Source organism: Thermus tengchongensis (genome assembly GCF_021462405.1).
GTDB classification, from domain to species: Bacteria; Deinococcota; Deinococci; order Deinococcales; family Thermaceae; genus Thermus; species Thermus tengchongensis.
The window spans coordinates 51,056-67,704 of record NZ_JAKEDU010000001.1; the positions used below are offsets into that span (position 1 = coordinate 51,056).

At 67.8% G+C, this 16,649-nt stretch carries 17 protein-coding genes; 4 read left to right on the forward strand and 13 right to left on the reverse strand.

Going from position 1 to position 16,649, the window contains the following annotated elements:
- Positions 1-64: 64 nt before the first annotated feature.
- Genes hpaD through hpaI form a run of 6 tightly spaced genes read right to left on the reverse strand, consistent with a single transcriptional unit; the run spans position 65 to position 6,139 of the window.
- Complete coding sequence (gene hpaD, locus L1087_RS00270; protein ID WP_038042636.1) at positions 65-1,021, reverse strand: 3,4-dihydroxyphenylacetate 2,3-dioxygenase; 957 nt, start codon at positions 1,019-1,021, stop codon at positions 65-67.
- A complete protein-coding gene (gene hpaC / locus L1087_RS00275; RefSeq protein ID WP_038043601.1) occupies positions 1,009-1,458 on the reverse strand; it encodes a 4-hydroxyphenylacetate 3-monooxygenase reductase subunit in 450 nt (149 codons plus the stop codon). Before hpaC ends, hpaD begins: the two co-directional genes overlap by 13 nt.
- Positions 1,459-1,508: 50 nt before the next feature.
- Complete coding sequence (gene hpaB / locus L1087_RS00280) at positions 1,509-2,960, reverse strand: 4-hydroxyphenylacetate 3-monooxygenase, oxygenase component (RefSeq protein ID WP_234557109.1); 1,452 nt, start codon at positions 2,958-2,960, stop codon at positions 1,509-1,511.
- A gap of 4 nt (positions 2,961-2,964) precedes the next feature.
- Positions 2,965-4,515: a 5-carboxymethyl-2-hydroxymuconate semialdehyde dehydrogenase gene (gene hpaE / locus L1087_RS00285; protein WP_234557110.1), complete on the reverse strand. Its 1,551-nt coding sequence runs from the start codon at positions 4,513-4,515 to the stop codon at positions 2,965-2,967.
- A complete protein-coding gene (locus L1087_RS00290) occupies positions 4,512-5,252 on the reverse strand; it encodes a fumarylacetoacetate hydrolase family protein (RefSeq protein WP_234557111.1) in 741 nt (246 codons plus the stop codon). Before L1087_RS00290 ends, hpaE begins: the two co-directional genes overlap by 4 nt.
- Positions 5,249-6,139, reverse strand: coding sequence for a 2,4-dihydroxyhept-2-ene-1,7-dioic acid aldolase (gene hpaI / locus L1087_RS00295; protein ID WP_234557112.1), 891 nt, complete (start codon positions 6,137-6,139; stop codon positions 5,249-5,251). Before hpaI ends, L1087_RS00290 begins: the two co-directional genes overlap by 4 nt.
- 144 nt (positions 6,140-6,283) lie before the next feature.
- On the opposite strand from hpaI, the gene L1087_RS00300 reads away from it, so the two are divergent.
- Both L1087_RS00300 and L1087_RS00305 read left to right on the forward strand, forming a co-directional pair.
- The gene (locus tag L1087_RS00300; RefSeq protein WP_234557113.1) at positions 6,284-7,660 is read left to right on the forward strand and encodes a PucR family transcriptional regulator; all 1,377 of its coding nucleotides are present in this window, start codon (positions 6,284-6,286) and stop codon (positions 7,658-7,660) included.
- 10 nt (positions 7,661-7,670) lie between these two features.
- Positions 7,671-8,102, forward strand: a complete 432-nt coding sequence (locus L1087_RS00305; RefSeq protein ID WP_234557114.1) for a hypothetical protein — start codon at positions 7,671-7,673, stop codon at positions 8,100-8,102.
- Positions 8,103-8,129: 27 nt separating this feature from the next.
- On the opposite strand, the gene L1087_RS00310 is transcribed toward L1087_RS00305, so the two are convergent.
- The 7 genes from L1087_RS00310 to serA all read right to left on the reverse strand — a co-directional run bounded on the left by L1087_RS00310 (position 8,130) and on the right by serA (position 14,881).
- A complete protein-coding gene (locus L1087_RS00310) occupies positions 8,130-8,903 on the reverse strand; it encodes a hypothetical protein (RefSeq protein WP_234557116.1) in 774 nt (257 codons plus the stop codon).
- 9 nt (positions 8,904-8,912) lie between these two features.
- Positions 8,913-9,596: an ABC transporter ATP-binding protein gene (locus L1087_RS00315; RefSeq protein WP_234557117.1), complete on the reverse strand. Its 684-nt coding sequence runs from the start codon at positions 9,594-9,596 to the stop codon at positions 8,913-8,915.
- Positions 9,597-9,605: 9 nt separating this feature from the next.
- A complete protein-coding gene (locus L1087_RS00320) occupies positions 9,606-10,802 on the reverse strand; it encodes an ABC transporter permease (protein ID WP_234557118.1) in 1,197 nt (398 codons plus the stop codon).
- On the reverse strand, positions 10,803-11,498 hold the full coding sequence (locus L1087_RS00325) for an outer membrane lipoprotein-sorting protein (protein WP_234557119.1): 696 nt from the start codon (positions 11,496-11,498) through the stop codon (positions 10,803-10,805).
- Between the two features lies 1 nt (position 11,499).
- On the reverse strand, positions 11,500-12,690 hold the full coding sequence (locus tag L1087_RS00330) for an ABC transporter permease (RefSeq protein ID WP_234557120.1): 1,191 nt from the start codon (positions 12,688-12,690) through the stop codon (positions 11,500-11,502).
- A complete protein-coding gene (locus L1087_RS00335) occupies positions 12,687-13,130 on the reverse strand; it encodes a GbsR/MarR family transcriptional regulator (protein WP_234557121.1) in 444 nt (147 codons plus the stop codon). Before L1087_RS00335 ends, L1087_RS00330 begins: the two co-directional genes overlap by 4 nt.
- Positions 13,131-13,315: 185 nt before the next feature.
- Positions 13,316-14,881, reverse strand: a complete 1,566-nt coding sequence (serA, locus tag L1087_RS00340) for a phosphoglycerate dehydrogenase (RefSeq protein WP_135260475.1) — start codon at positions 14,879-14,881, stop codon at positions 13,316-13,318.
- A 99-nt stretch (positions 14,882-14,980) separates the two neighbouring features.
- Between serA and L1087_RS00345 the strand changes: the two genes are divergently transcribed.
- Both L1087_RS00345 and L1087_RS00350 read left to right on the forward strand, forming a co-directional pair.
- Positions 14,981-15,823 (forward strand): DegV family protein, encoded by an 843-nt coding sequence (locus L1087_RS00345; RefSeq protein ID WP_038042654.1) that lies wholly within the window; start codon positions 14,981-14,983, stop codon positions 15,821-15,823.
- The gene (locus L1087_RS00350; RefSeq protein ID WP_234557122.1) at positions 15,807-16,649 is read left to right on the forward strand and encodes a DegV family protein; all 843 of its coding nucleotides are present in this window, start codon (positions 15,807-15,809) and stop codon (positions 16,647-16,649) included. The genes L1087_RS00345 and L1087_RS00350 overlap by 17 nt, the downstream gene beginning before the upstream one ends.

Genomic DNA, 16,649 nt, shown 5'->3' on the forward strand with positions numbered 1-16,649 from the left:
CGGATTGGGTCTAACTAACGACCGTTTGCCTTCCAGTCTAACCAGGGACTTCTGTCCCGTCAAGCTAGGTCACGTGCTCGGGAATGCCGACAAGGGGCGAAGGCCGCGTGGGCAAGGGCCTCCCCTCGAGGTCCAAGAGGGCGCTTCCCTCCAGGAACCAACTCTTTGGAGTCCTGTGCCCCCAAAGGGTTTGGCGGCGGGGGTCGTTCAGGCTCCAGCGCACCGGGGGCAGGTCGGGGTCCACGGTGAGGTAGTCGGAGGTGTAAAGCTCGAGGCGGTGGCCGTCCGGGTCCTTGAGGTAGAGGAACATGGCGTTGGAGATCCCGTGCCGCCCCGGGCCCCTTTCGATCTGGTCCGTGCGCCTGGCCCCCGCCAGGATGTCCGCCGCCTTGAGGATGGCCATGGGGTCGGGAAGCCAGTAGGCGAAGTGGTGGAGCCTGGGGCCTTCCCCGTTGGTGAAGGCCACGTCGTGGACGTTGCCCTTGCGGTGGAGCCAGCTGGCCCAAAGCCTGCCCCCTTCGTCCTCGGTGTACTCGGTGAGACGAAAGCCCAAGTGCTCCTGGTAGTAGCGGGTGGCCTCGGCCACCTCTGGGCAAAAGAGGTTCAGGTGGTCGATGCGCAACACCCCAGGGCCCCGGTAGAGGTGGTACTCCTGCAGGATGCGGGGAAGCTTCTCCGCCTCGTGGTAGAAGGCCAAGGGGTAGCCGAAGGGGTCCTGCACCCGCAGGACCCTGGGCCTGCCCCAATCGGCTTCCAGCCGGTGGGGAAGCCCCTCCTGCACCGCCCAGGCCTGGGCCTCTTCCATCCCGTTCCCATCCACCTTGAAGCCCAGGCTCCGCACGGCGGGCCGCTCCGCCTGGGTGAGCTTGAGGCTCCACTCCAGCTCCTCGTAGCCCCGGAGGTAGGCGCTTTTTCCCTCCCTATGTTCCAGGCGAAAGCCCAGAAGCCCCTCGTAGAACTCCAAGCTCCTTTCCAGGTCCTGCACCCAAAGCTCGATGAACCCCACCCTTACGATGGCCATACCACCCTCCTGTAGCCGCGGCCGAAGTACACCAAGGGAAGGCCCGGCTCCCCCAGCTCCACCCTCTCCACCCGGCCCACCACCAGGCGGTGGTCCCCCCCGGGGTAGACCGCCTCCAGGCGGCAGCGAAGCACCGCCAAAGCCCCTGGCACCCTCCCCTCCTCCAAGGCCACCCCCTCCTGCGGTCGGCCGGCGAAGTGCTGGGAAACCGCCTCCTGCCCCTCCCGGAGGAGGCTCACGCTAAAGGCGCGGGCGGCCTCGAGGACCGGCCAGAGCTTGGCCTTCTCGTGGATGCCCAGGGCCACCAGGGGAGGCTCCAGGCTCAAGGACATGAAGGCGGTGGCGGTCATGCCCCGCTCCTCCTGCCCCAGCCGGGCGGACACCACGGTCACCCCGGCGGCAAACCGGCTTAGGGCCTCCTTAAAGGCCTCCCTCAAGGCCTCGTCCGGCTTGGGCAAACCCGCGGGCCCCTCGGGAAAGGCACCCGTCACGCCTCCACCTCCGCCACCACGGAAAGCGCCCTCTCCAGGTAGGCGCGAATCCGCTCCTTGTAGGGCTCTTTATCGTAGACGCTAAAGAGGGTCTGGTACATGCGCACCGGATCCCCGAAGAAGAAGCGCTCGTAGAGCTCCTGCCTGGCCCCGAAGCCCGAAAGGGTCATGTCCCAGGCCAGGCGGAAGAGGGCCACCCGCTCCTTGGCCTCCAGGGTGGCCCCCTGCAGGTACTTCTCCAAAAGAGGCGCCAAGGGCCCCCGGAAGTCCCGCTCCGAGGGCAGGGTGATGAGGCCGCTGGCCCCGATCTGCTCCACGATCTCCCGGATCCTGGGGTAGAGCCTCGGGTAGAGGTTCCGGGCCCCGTCCAAGGCGCCCCGGTCGGGCACCAGGAGGCCGTAGGCGTTCTCTTTGGCCTCCTCCTCCGCCCGGGTCCAAAAGGCCCGCATGGCCTCCAGGTAGACGATGATCTCGGCGATCTTCTCCTGCACGTGCCCGTAGGCGTCGGCCCCAATCCCTTCGGCCATGAGGGAGGCCACCCCCAAGAAGGCCTCGGTCTTGGCGGTCTTCAGGACCACCACCTGGTGGGCCATGTGGTGGAGGGCCCCGGTGGCGGCGTAGGCGTTGTTGCAGAGCTCCACGTTCCCCAGGATGAAGACCCGCTCCCAGGGCACCAGGACGTCGTCAAAGACCACCAGGCAGTCCATCTCCTCGAGGCGGCTCGAGAGGGGGTAGTCGAAGGGGCTGTCCCCCCCCACCAGGGCCTCCCGGCAGACGAAGTGGAGTCCTGGGGTGGAGGTGGGGAGGGCAAAGGCGATGGCGTACTTCTCGCTCCCGGGGCCCTCCTTGAGGAGGGTGGAGGGAAAGATGAGGACCTCGTCCGCCAGGGGAAAGGTGGCGGTCATGCGCGCCCCCCGCACCACGATGCCCTTTTCCGTCTGCCGCACCACCCCCACGGGGATGTAGGGGTCGGGCTGAGCCGAGGGGGGCTTGGCCCGGTTCACCTGGGGGTTGGTGAGGGCATGGGTGGTGGCCAGGTCGTGGTCGCGGAGGTAGCGGTAGTAGGCCCGCACGTTGTCGGCAAACTCCCCGAAGTACTCGGCGCTGGCGGCATAGGCCATGACCACGGCGTTCAGGTAGTCCGGGCTACGGCCCATCATCCCCAGGTTCTGGTCGGCCCAGAGCTTGTAGGCCTGGCTCCGGCGCCGCAGGTCCTCCTTGGTCCTGGGGATGAGGAAGCTCATCCCGTGCCGCTTTCCCTCCTCCTCGTAGGTGAGGGCCTCCCGGTACCGGGGGTCGTGCTGCAAGTCGTAAAGGGCCGCCATGGTGCGCACGATCCCCCGGAAGACCGGGTGGGTGGTGGGGTCCTCCACCTTCTCCCCCTTGTACCAGAGGTTAGGGGGCCGCTCCTTCAAGGCTTCCAGGTACTCCGCTCCCGTCCTTGCCATCCTCTCACCTCTTTCCGAACCTGGGCACGTGGGGGGGCCTCAGGGGAAGCCCCACGGCCTTGAGGTCGGTGTAGAACTCCAGGGCGTAGTGGCCGCCTTCCCGCCGATCGCCGCTTTCCTTCACCCCGCCAAAGGGAGTAGGCAGGTGGCGCACGTTGTGGCTGTTGAGGTACACCAGGCCCGCCTCCAGCTCCAAGGCCAGGCGGTGGGCCCTTTCCAGGTCCCGGGTGAACACGTAGGCGGCGAGACCGTACTTGGTGTCGTTGGCCAGCCTTAAGGCCTCCTCCTCATCCCTAAAGGGAATGGCCACCAACACTGGCCCGAAGATCTCTTCCTGGGCGATGCGCATGCGGTTTTCCCCCACGAAGAGGGTGGGCTCCAGGTAGTTCCCCCGGGAGAGGTCCTCCCCGCGGAAGGAGGTGGTGGCCCTCTTCCCGCCCACGAGAAGCCTCGCCCCCTCCTTAAGGCCCGCCTCCACATACCCCAAAACCCGCTCCAGGTGCTCGGGGTGGATGAGGGGGCCCACCTCGGTCTCGGGGTCCAGGGGGTGACCCACCCGGATGGCCCGGGCCCTTTCGGCTACCCTCTCCACAAAGGTCTCAAAGATGGACTCCTCCACCAGAAGGCGGGAGCTGGCGGTACACCTCTCCCCGTTGAAGGAATAGATCTGGAAGACCACCGCGTCTAAAGCCCTTTCCAGGTCGGCGTCGGCAAAGACTAGGGCCGGGCTTTTCCCGCCAAGCTCCAGGGAAAGCCGCTTGAGGTGGCGGGCGGCGTTTTGCATGACGATCTTCCCGGTTTCCGTCTCCCCGGTGAGGGTGAGGAGGGGTACCAAGGGGTGGGCCACCAGGGCGGCCCCCGCCTCCTCCCCGAAGCCCTGGACCAGGTTGAAGACCCCAGGGGGCAGGTCCGCCTCCTGCACGATCTCCGCCAGCTTGCTGGCGGTTAAGGGGCTCCACTCCGCGGGCTTCAAGACCACGGTGTCCCCGAAGGCCAGGGCGGGGGCGATGCGCCAGGTGGAGAGCATCAGGGGGGCGTTCCAGGGGGTGATGATGCCCACCGGCCCAGCCGGGACCCTCAGGCTGTAGTAAAGCCAGTCCCGGTCCACGGGGAAGGTGCGGTCCTCCATGGCGTGCTCCGCGTACTCCGCGTAGAAGGCGAAGTTCTCCGCGGAGCGGGCCACCTGGGCCTTGACGATGCGCAACACCTGCCCCGCGTCCAGGGCCTCCACCACGGCGAGCTCGTCCGCGTGCTTCTCCAGAAGCTCGGCGATCCTGAGGAGGTAGCGCTTCCGCTCCCGGGCTGGGGTGCGGCTCCACCTTTGGAACGCCTCGTGGGCCGCCTTCGCCGCCCGGTCCACTTCCCTTTCCCCGCCCCGGGCCGCATGGGAGAGCACCTCGTTGGTGGAGGGGTCTAGGGTGGGGAAAACCTCTCCGCTTTCCGAAGGGTGGAACTCCCCGCCGATGAAGTGCAGGGCCGTCCACCCCTTTAGGGCGTTTCGAATGGCCTCGATCCTTTCCCAGGGAATCCCGGCCACCTGGTCCTGGTACCTCATGCCTCCTCCTCTATGGGGTTTTCCAAAGCGCCAAGCCCTTGGATCTCCAGCCGCATCACATCCCCGGGAAGCACCCGGCTTATGCCCTTGGGCGTCCCGGTGAGGAGGACGTCGTAGGGCTCCAGGGTCATGAACTCGGATATGTACTGCAAAAGCTCCGCCACGCTGTAGAGCATCCTCGAGGTGTGCCCCTCCTGCCTCAGCTCCCCGTTCACGTAGGCGCGAAGCCAGAGGTTCTGGGGGTCTTCCACCTCGTCCACCACCAGGAAGGGCCCCAAGGGGCCGAAGGTATCCCGCCCCTTGGCCCGGATGGGGGGGCGGAAGGTGTTGGAAACGTGGTCCCGCACCACCAGGTCGTTGGCGATGGTGTAGCCCAGGACGTAGTCCAGGGCGTCCTTGGCCTTCACCCGGCGCATGGGCCGGCCCACCACCACCGCCAACTCCACCTCGTAATGCATGTACTCCGCCCCCTTGGGGTAACGCACCACACCCTTATGGGGAAGAAGGCTATTGTTTGGCTTCCAAAAAAGCGCGGGCTCCTCGGGACGGGAAAGGCCCAGCTCCTCCGCGTGGTCGGCGTAGTTGAGGGCTACCCCGATCACCTTGCCGGGGGTAAAGGGGAGGAGCCAGGTGACCCCCTCGGGGTCGTGGGCCTCCCCGGCTTCGTCCAGGAGGAGGCCGTCCCTGTACACCCCGTGGTGGAGCCTGCCCTTGGCCAGGAAGCGGCAGAGCTTCATGCCTCCTCCCCGATCAGGCGGTAGCGCCGGGCCATGGCCCTAAGCCGCTCCTCCACCTCGGGAGTGGTGGGGCCCAAGGGGAGGCGCCACTCCTTCTCCAAAAGGCCCATCCAGGAAAGCACCGTCTTCAGGGGAATGGGGTTTGTGTCCCAGAAGATGGCCTCGTTGGCCTCGAGGAGGTGGTAGTGAAGCTCCCTGGCCCCAGCGTAGTCCCCCGCCAGGGCGAGCTCGGTGAGCTTCGCTACCTCCTGGGGGAGCCAGTTGGCGGTGGCGGCGATGGTGCCCACCGCTCCCAGGCTCATCATGGGGAGGGTGAGGCTCTCTAGGCCGCAGAACACCAGGAAGTCCTGGCCCACCTCCTGGAAGAGGTGGGAGAGGTACTCCAGGTCCTTGGAGGAGTGCTTGAGGCCCACGATGTGGGGAAAGTCCCGCCTTAAGCGGGCCACGGTCTTGGGGGCGATCTCCACCCCCGCCCGGCCGGGGATGTTGTAGAGGAGGATGGGAAAGTCGGGCACCGCCTTGGCCACCTCGGCGAAGTAGCGGTAGAGGCCCTCCTGGTTGGGCTTCAGGTAGTAGGGCACGATGACCATAGCCCCTTGGGCCCCCGCCTCCTTGGCGAAACGGGTGAGCTCCAAGGTTTCTTCCAGCCTCAGGGACCCGGTGCCGGGGATCACCGGCACCCGGCCCGCCGCCTGCTCCAGGGCCACCTCCATGACCCGCTTTCTTTCTTCCAGGGTCTGGGTGCCGGGCTCCCCGGTGGTGCCCCCCACGCTGATCCCGTGGGAGCCCCCCTGGATGGCCCGCTCCACGAGCCTCCTTAAGGCCTCTTCGTCGATGCGCCCTCGGCGAAAGGGGGTAGGTAAGGGTGGGATGGACCCGCGGAACATGCTGCTCCTTTCGCCCCTTAGGATGGCCGTCCCGGGCTGGGAGGGCAACTGTAAGGAGCACAAGATTACACCGGTATTTGTTCCTTTATACAAAAAGACCCCTCTGGCGCCCTAGTCAAGCGAGGTATATTGTGTAAACCAACAATGCCAACGCCAGAGTTCAGCCAAACCTCCATTACCTTCCTCCATCTGGCCCAGGACCTGGGCCTCGAGGTCCTGGTCCCCTCGGACCGCCCCGTCCTCTACCTCCTGGAGGAGGCCAGGCCCCTCCTCCCCTTGGAAGGGGCCCTCCTCCTTTTCCGCCCCGAGGGAAGCCTCTGGCGCTACCGCACCGCCAGCGGCTTTCTCCTCCCTGCTCCCGACCCGGAGCTTTTGGCCTACGCCAAGCAGGAGGGCTTAGGCGTGGCCCTCTACCCTCCCTGGCTCAAACGGGAGGAGCTGGCCAAAGCCCTGACCCTGCGCCTTTTCCACCTGGGGGCGGGTCTCGGCCTAGCCAGTCTCTTGGACCTCTTGCTCAAGCTCCCAGAAAGGCCCTTTCTGGAGGTTCTCTACCAGGCCACCGGCCTGGCCCTGGCCTGGGTAGCCCCCTGGGGGGAGGTGCTGGGCTTCGCTGGCCCCGTGCCCCCCCAGCACCCTAAGGAGCCGGGGGAAGGGCGGGGATGGCTTTCCTTGGAGGCAGGGGAAGGCGTTCTGGTGGCCTATGGGGAGGAAGAAGGCCTGAAGCGGGCCCGGGGCCTTTTGGAGGTGGCGGCTCGGCTCCTCAAGGTGCGGGCCCTCGAGCGCTCCTTGGAGCGGATGCGGGAGGAGTCCCTGGGCGGGGCTTTGCTGGAGGGCCTCATCCTGGGGGAAGCCGAACCCGAACGCCTCTTCGCCTTCGGCTTCGCCGAGGGCGTGGAATGGGTCTTGGCCCTGGTAGAACCCCCCGCGGTGCCGGGCCGCCACCGCCTGGCGGAGGAAAGGCGGCGGGAGGCCACCTTGGAGCTAAGGCGCCGGGCGGGCACCTACCTGGACCGCCTGGGGGTGCCCTACCTCCTCACGGTGCGGGGCAACCGCCTGGCGGCCATGTGGCAGGTGCACAACCCCAAGAAGGAGGCGCAAAGCCTCCTTTCTGCCCTACCCCCGGGAAGCCGCCTGGGGTACTCTGCGGTCCACGCGGCCGGGGAGGAGGTGCAAAACGCCTACCGAGAGGCCCTCATCGCCCTCAAGGCGGCCCGGCCTGGGGAGGCCCTCTCCTTCAGCGGCCTGGATCCCGTGGCCTTTGTGCTCCTGCAGCAGTCCCCCGAGGACCTAAAGGCCCTGGTGGAGCGCTACCTGCCCCTGCCCCCCAAGCTCCTCAAGACCCTCGAGGTCTACGTCGCCTCAGGAAACGTAGAGGAGGCCGCAGGCGCTCTCCACATCCACCCCAACACCCTGCGCTACCGCCTAAGGCGCATCGAGGCCACCTTGGGTCCCCTTTCCCGGCCCGAGGTCCTGGCCCGGGTGCACCTGGCCCTCCGCGCGCGCGACCTGCTGGTGGGCTAAGATGGCAGGTATGGAAAAGCTAAAGGTCCTTGGCCTGGCTTTCCTCCTCCTTATGGGCGGCGGGCTCGCCCAGACCTTGGTGGAGGCGACGGCGGTGGCGGCCCTGGCCTCGAGCCTGGACCCGGCGGTGCGCCTACCCTCGGGCACCTACAAGGCCAGAAGCCCCGAGCCCCTCCTCCAGCGCTTCCCCGAGGCCAAGGGGTACGCCCTCGAGGCCTTTGTCGCCAAGGGCATCGCCAGCCGCCTGCACGCCGCCTTCGTGCAGCAGGTGCTCACCGCCTTCGCCGCCGCGGGGTACTTCGTGGAAAGCCGGGAGGAAAAGGTGGTGGAGGGTGAGGTGCGCACCAAGTACCTGCTTAAGGACAGCCTGGGCCGGCCAGCCCTGCTTGTGGTGGTGCGTAAGGGGGAGGAGTTGGTGTACGGGTTTGGCAAGCGTAAGTGATGCATGTCACGATATTCCACGCTTGTGCTAAAACTCCCCGCTCCAACTCCCGCCCCAGCGCCATACCGGCCCCGCCTTCCCCACCTCCACCCTGAGCCCCTCCCACCCGAGACCCACCCCCCAGGACCAACCTCCCCCGTAAGCGAGTCGCAAGGAGAGCCCCAAGCCCTCCGCCTGCCCGAACCACCCCAGGCCCGCCCCCAAAGGGTAGGCGGCCTCCAAAACCACCTCTCCCGGGCCCCAGGCCCAGCTCCATCCCAAAAGCCCCCTCGGCCCGGAAGCAAGCCCCATCACCTCCCCGTAAACCACCGCCTCCCCCAGGCGGGCGCTTCCCGCCAGCCCCACCCCTCCGGGGAAGACCAGGAATTTGAGGTCCCCCCAGGCGGCCTCGGCGAACACCCCCGGGCCCCAGGCGTACCCCAGGCGGAGGCGGGCCTCGCCATAGAGGGTGAGGAAGCCGCCCCAAACCCCCTCCACCCCACCCGCCGGGCTGGGGGCGTTCCAGGTGTAGGGAAAAAGCCGCCCCTCGCCGAAGGTATACGGGAAACGCCCCAGGGTGAGGCCCACCTCTCCCACCTCCACCGCCAGGTAAAGGCGCTCCACCGCGAGCCCCCCCTCCCCCAGGCCCGGCTGGAGGTAGGGGGCCAGGGCGTAGAAAAGCCGTCCCCCCTCCACGGGCACCGCCCCGAAAAGGCGGAGGTACGAGGTGGTCTGCCCTCCCAGGCCAAAGGCCCCCACCTCGTACCCCTGGGCCAAGGCCGGGAACAGGACAAGCGCAAAAACCCCCACCAGCCGCCGCATTTTCTGGCCTTAGCGCCGCTCCTCCCCCACGATGCGCCCGTCCTCCAGGCGCACGATGCGCTTCACGTGCTCCAAAAGCCTGGGGTCGTGGGTGGAGAAGAGGAAGGTAACCCCTTTTTCCTCGTTCAGGGCCTTCATGCGCTCGATGAGGGCCAGGCCCGTCTTGGAGTCCAGGTTGGCGGTGGGCTCGTCGGCCAGGACCAAAAGGGGCTCCGCCGCCAGGGCCCGGGCCACGGCCACCCGCTGTTGCTCCCCGCCGGAAAGCTGCCGGGGAAACCGCCCCGCCTTCTCCCTTAGGCCCAGGGCCGCCAGGGCCTCCATGGCCCGCCGCTCCCGCTCCGGCCGGGGAAGGCCCCGCAGTTCCAAGACGAAGGCCGCGTTCTCCAGGGCGGTGAGAACGGGCAGGAGGTTGTAGGCCTGAAACACCAGGCCAATCCTTTCCAGCCGGAAGCGGGCCCGCTCCGAGCGGGAAAGCCGGGAAAGGGCCACCCCGCCCACCCACACCTCTCCCTCCGTGGGCAGGTCCAGCCCCGAAAGAAGGTGCAGGAGGGTGCTCTTCCCGCTCCCCGAGGGCCCCACCAAGGCGGTGAACTCCCCCGGCTCCAGGGCGAGGTCCACCCCCCGCAGGGCCTCCGTTTCCACCCCGTCCCCCCGGTACACCTTGCGCACGCCTTTGGCTTCCAAGATGGGCATCCTCACCTCCTACGGCACGTAGCGCATGGCCTCCACCGGCTCCAGCCTCGAGGCCAGCCACCCCGGCCATAAGGCCGCCAAAAGCCCCGTCCCCACCGCGTACCCCAAGGTAAGGAGGACCTCCTTCAGCGAAAGCCGCCCGTGGAGCACCTCCGGCAGGCCAAACTCCCGGTACTGCTCCAAAATCCACTGGGGAAGGGGCAAGCGGAAGCCGTCCGCCAGCTCCAGGTGCACCAGAAGCCCGGCCCCCAGGCCCACCAAGGCAAAGACCCCCACCAGGAGGAGGCTTTCCCAGAAGACCAGGGCCATGACCCGCCGCCCGGTGAGGCCCAGGGCGGCCAAAAGCCCGAACTCCCGCACCCGTTCCACCAGGGAGAGGTAGAGGGCATTCAAGAGGATGAGCCCCCCGAGGAGGAAGAAGACGCCCACATAAAGGGCCATCACCGTGTCGTAAAGGGGCAGGATGGCGGCGTAGGCGGGGTTGGCCTCCAGCCAGGTTTCGGCCACCAGCCCCTGGAGGTGGGGCATCAGAGCGGCTTTGAGCTCCTCCAGCGGCTTGAGGTCGTAAAGCCCGAGGCCTTCCAGGCGCACCTCCAGCCGGGTCACCCGGCCCGGGGCCAGGAAGGCTTGGGCGTCGGCCAGGGGCACCACCAGGGTGCGGGCCTCGAGGTGGGTCTCCGGCAGGTCCAAAAGCCCCACCACCCGGAAGGCGTACACCCCAAGGCCCAAGCCCCCGGGGGCGTAGGCCACCACCTCGTCCCCCAGGCCCACCCTAAGGGCCTGGGCCAGGGCCTCGCCCAAAAGGGCCTCCCCCGGCGCCTCCGGCAGGCGGCCCGCCTTAAGGAGGTTCTTCTGCCGGGCCAAGCCCGCGGGCTCCAGACCCGTGACCACCGCGTAGCGGCTCCGCTCCCCAGCAAGGACCAGGCACCCCCCCTCCACCACCCCTTCCACCCGCGCCCCGGAAGGGAGCGGCAGGGCGGGCGGGACGAAGGCCAGGCTCTCCAGGTCCTCCCGCTCCCCGTACCCCTCCACCCGGACCACCAGGTGCCCGGTGCGCTCCAAAAGGAGCCGGAAGAAGGCGTCAAGCCCCCCGGCGTACACCGAGAGGAAGACCAGGGAGAGGAAGACCACCAGGGCCACCACGCCCCCGGTGGTGAGGCTTCGGCCCGGGGTGCGCCACAGGTTGCGCCAGGCCAGGCGGAGCACCTAGCACCCCCTTTCCAGGTACAGCGGGCTGAAGCAGCGCTCGGGCACCGGGCCCACCTGGACCTCGGTCACCTCCACCAGGGTGCGGTAGCCCTGCCGGGTGAGGTCCTTTAGCTCTAGGGTCCTGGGCAAGTAGGCTCCGTCTAAGCGCTGGTAGCTCCCCAGCCGGAGCTCCCGCACCGCCTGCCCCCGCTGGTCGTAGTAGAGGACGCGCTCGATGAAACCCTCCTTGAGGTACACCTCCACCCGGCCGTACGGGGTGGGCGCGCCAGGCTTTGGCATAAGGCGCAGGGTGCCTCCTTCCTCGGTCACCTGGAAAAGCTCCTCCAGATCCCGCCCCATGAGGTCCTGGTAGGTGAGGTCCGATCCCAAAAACCGCTCGCTCCTGCCCGAAGGCGGCAGGCGCAGGGTGCGGCCCAGGCGGGGGTCATAGAGGTAGAGGTCCTGGCCCAGGGAGAGGAAGGCCATCCCCGCCTCCGCCTTGGGCTCCAGGACCCGGAGGTGGGCCCGCTCGCCATCGGTGTAGACCCTAAGGCGGTAGGTGCGGCTGGACCCAGGCCGCTCCACCGTGAGCGCGTAGACCGCCTGGTGGGCAGGCCCCCGCAGGCGGTCCAAAGCGGACTTGAGCTTCTCCAGGGGGCTTTGCCCCAGGGCGAAGGCCGCAAGGGCCAAAAGAAGGATGCCAAACCGCTTCATCTCACTCCCCCTTCAGGTAGCGGGTGGGCTCCAGGGCAAGAACCAGCCGGCCCGGGAAGAGGAGGGCCAAGAGAGCGGAAAGGCCCACCACCATGGCGGCGTAGAGGGCGTAGACCGGGCGCAGGGCGGTATAAAGGTGCTCGGAAAGCCCCGACTCCGGCAAAAGCTCCACGGAAAGGCGCATGAGGGGACCGAAGACGTCGTGGGTGGAGGTGTACCAGAGGAGGGCGTAGCCTAGGAGGAGGCCCAGGAGGAGGCCCAGGCCGCTGGCCAGGGCGGCCTCGAGGGCCACCTGAGCCGCCAGGCGGAAGGGGGAAAGCCCCAGGCTCTCCGCCACCGCGAACTCCCTAAGCCTTTCCCGCACGCTCACGTAGGTGGTGCTCACCACGGCGATGGCCGCCAGAAGCATGAAAAGGCTCAGGAGGGGCACGTAGAAGAGGCGGCTAGCCTCGTAGTCCGCACGGATGGGACCCATGAGCTCCCACACTCCTCGAGCACGAAGCCCCTCCGGCAAAGCCTGGTTCAGGGCCTTGGCCACCCCCTCCTCCTTCCCCCGGGGCACCTTCAGGGCCAGGTGGGTGGCCACAATCTCTCTCCCGGAAAGCCTCTGGGCATCCTCCAGGTGCAGGTAAACCCCGCCGAAATCCACATTCCCCACCCCAGCCCGCACCAGGCCCACCACCAAAAGGCCCAGGGCCTCCTTCCCCGTCTCCACCACCAACCTCTCCCCCACCCGCACATCCAGCCGCTCCGCCAGGCGGTGGCCCAGGACCACCTCCCCCGGCCCCTGAAGCCACCGCCCCTCCCCCACCCTGAAGGGCACGCGGGAAAGGACCTTTTCCCCTTGGGGGTCCACCCCCAGGACCACGCCCCCCTGCATCCGGTAGGGGGAGCGGAGGAGGGCGTAAAGGGAAAGCCTGGGCGTGGCCGCCTGCACCAGAGGGTGGGCCACCGCCGGCAGCTCTCGGAAGCCGTTTTCCGGGTCTGGGTCCTGCCACCAAACCTCCCGGGCCACCACCACCGGGGCCTCCACGTACTCGGCGTAGGCCTCCACCAGGCTCTCCCCGTAACCATCCAGGAAGCCAAACAGGAAGAGCACGGCCACGGTCACGTAGATCACCACCAGGGAAAGCAGGGTGGTGCGCCGCCTCTGCCGGAGCACGTTGCGCCAGGCTAGCCTGAGTAGGCTCATCCCCCCTCCGAAAACCTCTCCAGGAGCTTGGGAAGTTCCCGCTCAAAAAAGGCGTAAAGCTCCCGCATCTCCCGAAGCCTCTCCCCCTTGGCTTCCCCCACCAGGGCCAGGCCCTTTTCCGCCTGCTCCCGGTAAAGGGAAAGGGCCCTGACCTTTTCCAAAAGGAGCCGCCGCCAGGCCCCCGGGCGCACGGCGTACCGGTCCGCCCGCTCCCCCGGGCGGCGCAGGCGCTCCACCAGCTGCAACCGGGTGAGGAGGTTCAGGGCGCCGCTCAAGGCCCCCTTGCTGGCGGATAGGGCCTCCCCCATCTCCTTGGCGCTCTGTTCCGCCGGCTCGGCCACCAGGAGAAAGGCCAGAACCCGGCCCGCCATCCGGGGAAGGCCCGCCGCCTCAAAGAGGAGGGCGGTCTCCTCCACCCACCGCTTCAGGGCAGGGTCCATGGCTCCAGCGTAAAGAGATCAGTAAGTTTTGTCAATAGTGAACTTTTGAAATCCAAAGCGGGTGCAAGGGGGTGGCCCCCGGGGCGGGCGCCGCCTGGGCCCGCCGGGAGGGGCAAGCCGGGGCCGGGTGCTTCACCGACCGGCTCTGTGCCCTTTGGCTCCCAATCCGATCCCGTGCCCCGCGCCTAGAGCTCCGCCAGGTCCACCCGCTCCAAGACCGGCAGGGCCCTCAGGGCCTCCAGCACCTCTGGGCTGGGCTTCTGGTCCACGGTGAGCACAAAGAGGGCCCGCCCCCCGGGCATGTCCCGGCCCAGCTGCATCCCGGCGATGTTCACCCCTGCCTCCCCCAGAAGGGTCCCCACCTGGCCCACCACCCCGGGGCGGTCGTAGTTCACGCAGACCAGCATGTACCCCTCGGGCACCACCTCGAGGGCGTAGTCGTCGATGCCCACCAGGCGGGGCTTACCCCCCATCACCACCCCCCGGGCCCGGCGCTCCTCCTGGTCGGTGGCTAGGCGCACCTCCAGAAGCCTGGTGTACTCCCCCGCCTGCTCCTCCTTGCGGGTGACGAGGCGGATGCCCCGGTCCTTCAGGAGGGGCCGGGCGGACACCAGGTTCACCGCCTCCCCCCCCAGCACCCGGGAGAGAAATCCCTTGGCCACGGCGCTGGCCACGGGCTCGGGGTCCTTTTCAAACTGGCCCAGGAAGCTCACCTCCAAGACCTGTGGCCGCCCGCGGGTGATCTGGGCCAGGAGCTTGCCTAAAGCCTCCCCTAGGGGCAGAAACCCCTTAAGGGCCTCGAGGGCCTCGGGGTCAAAGCCGGTGTTGAGGGCGTAGGAAAGGTCCCCCTCCAAGGTGCGCACCACCCGCTCGAGGACGGCCTCCCCCACCCGCTCCTGGGCCTCCACCGTGTTGGCCCCCAGGTGGGCGGTGAGGACCACCTTCGGGTGGTTAAGAAGCGGGTGGTCCTTGGGGGGAGGCTCCTGGGTAAACACGTCCAGGCCAGCGGCGAACAGGTGGCCTTCCTCCAAAACCTCCAACAGGGCCTTTTCGTCCACAATCCCCCCCCTGGCGGCGTTCACCACCACCGCCCCCCGGGGCAGGAGGTAGAGTTCCCGCCTGCCGATCATCCCTCGCGTTTCCTCGGTGAGGGGGGTGTGGACGGTGAGGAAATGGCTCTGCCGGAGCATGTCGGAAAGGTCCTCCAAAAGCTCCACCCCCAGGCTTTCCGCCCGGGTGCGGGGGATGTAGGGGTCGTAGGCCAAGACCCGCATCTCAAACCCCTTGGCGAAGCGGGCCACCTGGCTTCCGATCCTCCCCAAACCGACAATGCCCAGGGTTTTCCCCTTAAGCTCCAAGCCCAGGAACTTCCGGTCCCACTCCCCGGCGCGGATCTTGCGGTCGGAAAGGGCAATCCCCCGGGCCGCTGCCAGAAGGAGGCCAAAGGCCAGCTCCGCCGCGGAGCGAGTGTTGGCCTCGGGCACGTTCACCACCAGGATGCCCAGGCGGCTTGCCGCCTCGAGGTCCACATTGTCCACGCCCACCCCACCCCGGCCCACCACCTTGAGCCGCTTGCCCCGCTGGAGCAGTTCCGCATCCACCTGGGTTCGGCTCCGGGTGATGAGGGCATCGTAGGCGGGGATGATCTCTAAAAGCTCCTCCCGCCCTATGCCCGGCCGGTAGTCCAAGAGTACCCCGGGGTACCTCACGTCCCCCAACCGCATATCATCGGACACCAGGACCCGCCACATATACCCTTGACCCTAACAAAAACCGACCCCCGGGGCAACCGGGCCGCTACACTACACCGGGCCCCTATGGTATCCTGGGCCGGACCACAAGGAGGCCTGATGAAGGTAGCCTTGGTAACCGACTCCACCTCTGACCTACCGAAGCCCCTGCGGGAGCGCCTGGGGATCCGGGCGGTGCCCCTTTACGTGAACCTGGGGGGCAGGGTGTACCGAGACTGGGAGGAGATCACTCCTGAGGAGATCTTCCGCAAGGTGCGCCAGGGGGAGGCTTTCCCCACCACCAGCCAACCCTCCCCCGAGGACTTCCTCAAGGCCTACCAGGACGCTTTAGCGGAAGCGGACCACGTCCTTTCCCTCCACATCTCCGCCAAACTCTCGGGCACGGTGCAGTCGGCGGAGCTGGCGGCGCAAAGCTTCCCCGGCCGCATCACCGTGTTGGACAGCCAGGCGGCTTCCTTGGGCATCGGCATGATGGTGCTCCGGGCCCATGAACTCCTCGCCGAAGGGCAATCCCTAAAGGAGGTGCTCCAGGAGCTTGAGCGCATCCGCCGGGACCACTTCGTCCGCTTCAGCGTGGCCACCTTGGAATTTTTGAAGCGTGGCGGGCGCATCGGCGGGGCCCAAGCTCTTTTGGGCACCCTCCTGGGCATCAAACCCATCCTCACCCTCAAGGACGGCCGCGTGGAAGCTGCGGGCCGCGCCCGTGGGGAAAGGAAGGCCAAAGAGGAGATCCTAAAGGACTTCAAGGCTTGGGCGGCGGGGCGCAGGCACATCCGGGCCTTCTTCTTGTACAGCGCAGAAGACCAGGCGGTCAAAGAGCTTAAGGAGCTGGTGCTCTCCTCCGGGCTTCCGGTGGAGGAAGCTTTGGTGAGCGAGCTGGGGGCGGTGATCGCCAGCCACACCGGACCCGGAACCTACGGCTTTTATGCGTACAGCCTCTAGCGTGGCCTTCGTGGCCGACTCCACCCTGGGGCTCTCCCCGGAAGAGGGCCTGAGGTATGGCATCCACGTGGTGCCCCAGCAGGTGGTCTGGAAGGACAAGGCCTACCGCGACCTGGTGGAGATCGGCCCAGAAGAGGTTTTGGCCCTCCTGGAAAAGGGGGAGCGCCTTTCCACCAGCCAGGTGGCCCCAGAGGACCTGCGCGCCACCTACGAAGCCCTCCTCCGCACCCACGAGCGCGTGCTCTCGGTGCACGTATCCGGCCACCTCTCGGGGACGGTGGCCACCGCTAGTGCCGTGGCCCGGGACTATGGGGAAAGGGTGAAGGTGCTGGACTCCTGGTCCTTGAACGGGGGGCTTTGGCTGGTTTTGGAGGAAGCCAGGCGGCTCCTTTGGCAAGGGGTGGTCTGGGAGCGCCTGGAAGAGGCTGTGGCCCCCTACAGGGAGCGGGTGCGGGGTTACGTCCTCCCCACAACCCTCACCTACCTGCACCGCTCCGGGCGCATCTCCAGCCTGCAGAGCCTGGTGGGGAGCGTCCTGCGCATCCTCCCCGTCTTGGAGGTGAAGGGGGGCAGGGTCCTCCCCGGGCCCCGGGTCCGGGGCTTCACCGAGGGCCTGCGCAAGGTGGCCGAGCTCTTCCGCCGGGACTTCCCCGGCGGAGCCCTGGTTCACCTGGCCCATGCGGGGAACCTGGAGGGAGTCTCGGCCTTGGGGAAACAGGTGCGGGAGGAGGGGGTGGAACTCCTCGCCACCCTGCCCGCGGGGGCAGCGGTGAGCGTCCACGCCGGCCCCGGCACCGTGGCCCTCTTCGCTGGGCCCAGGAGGTGA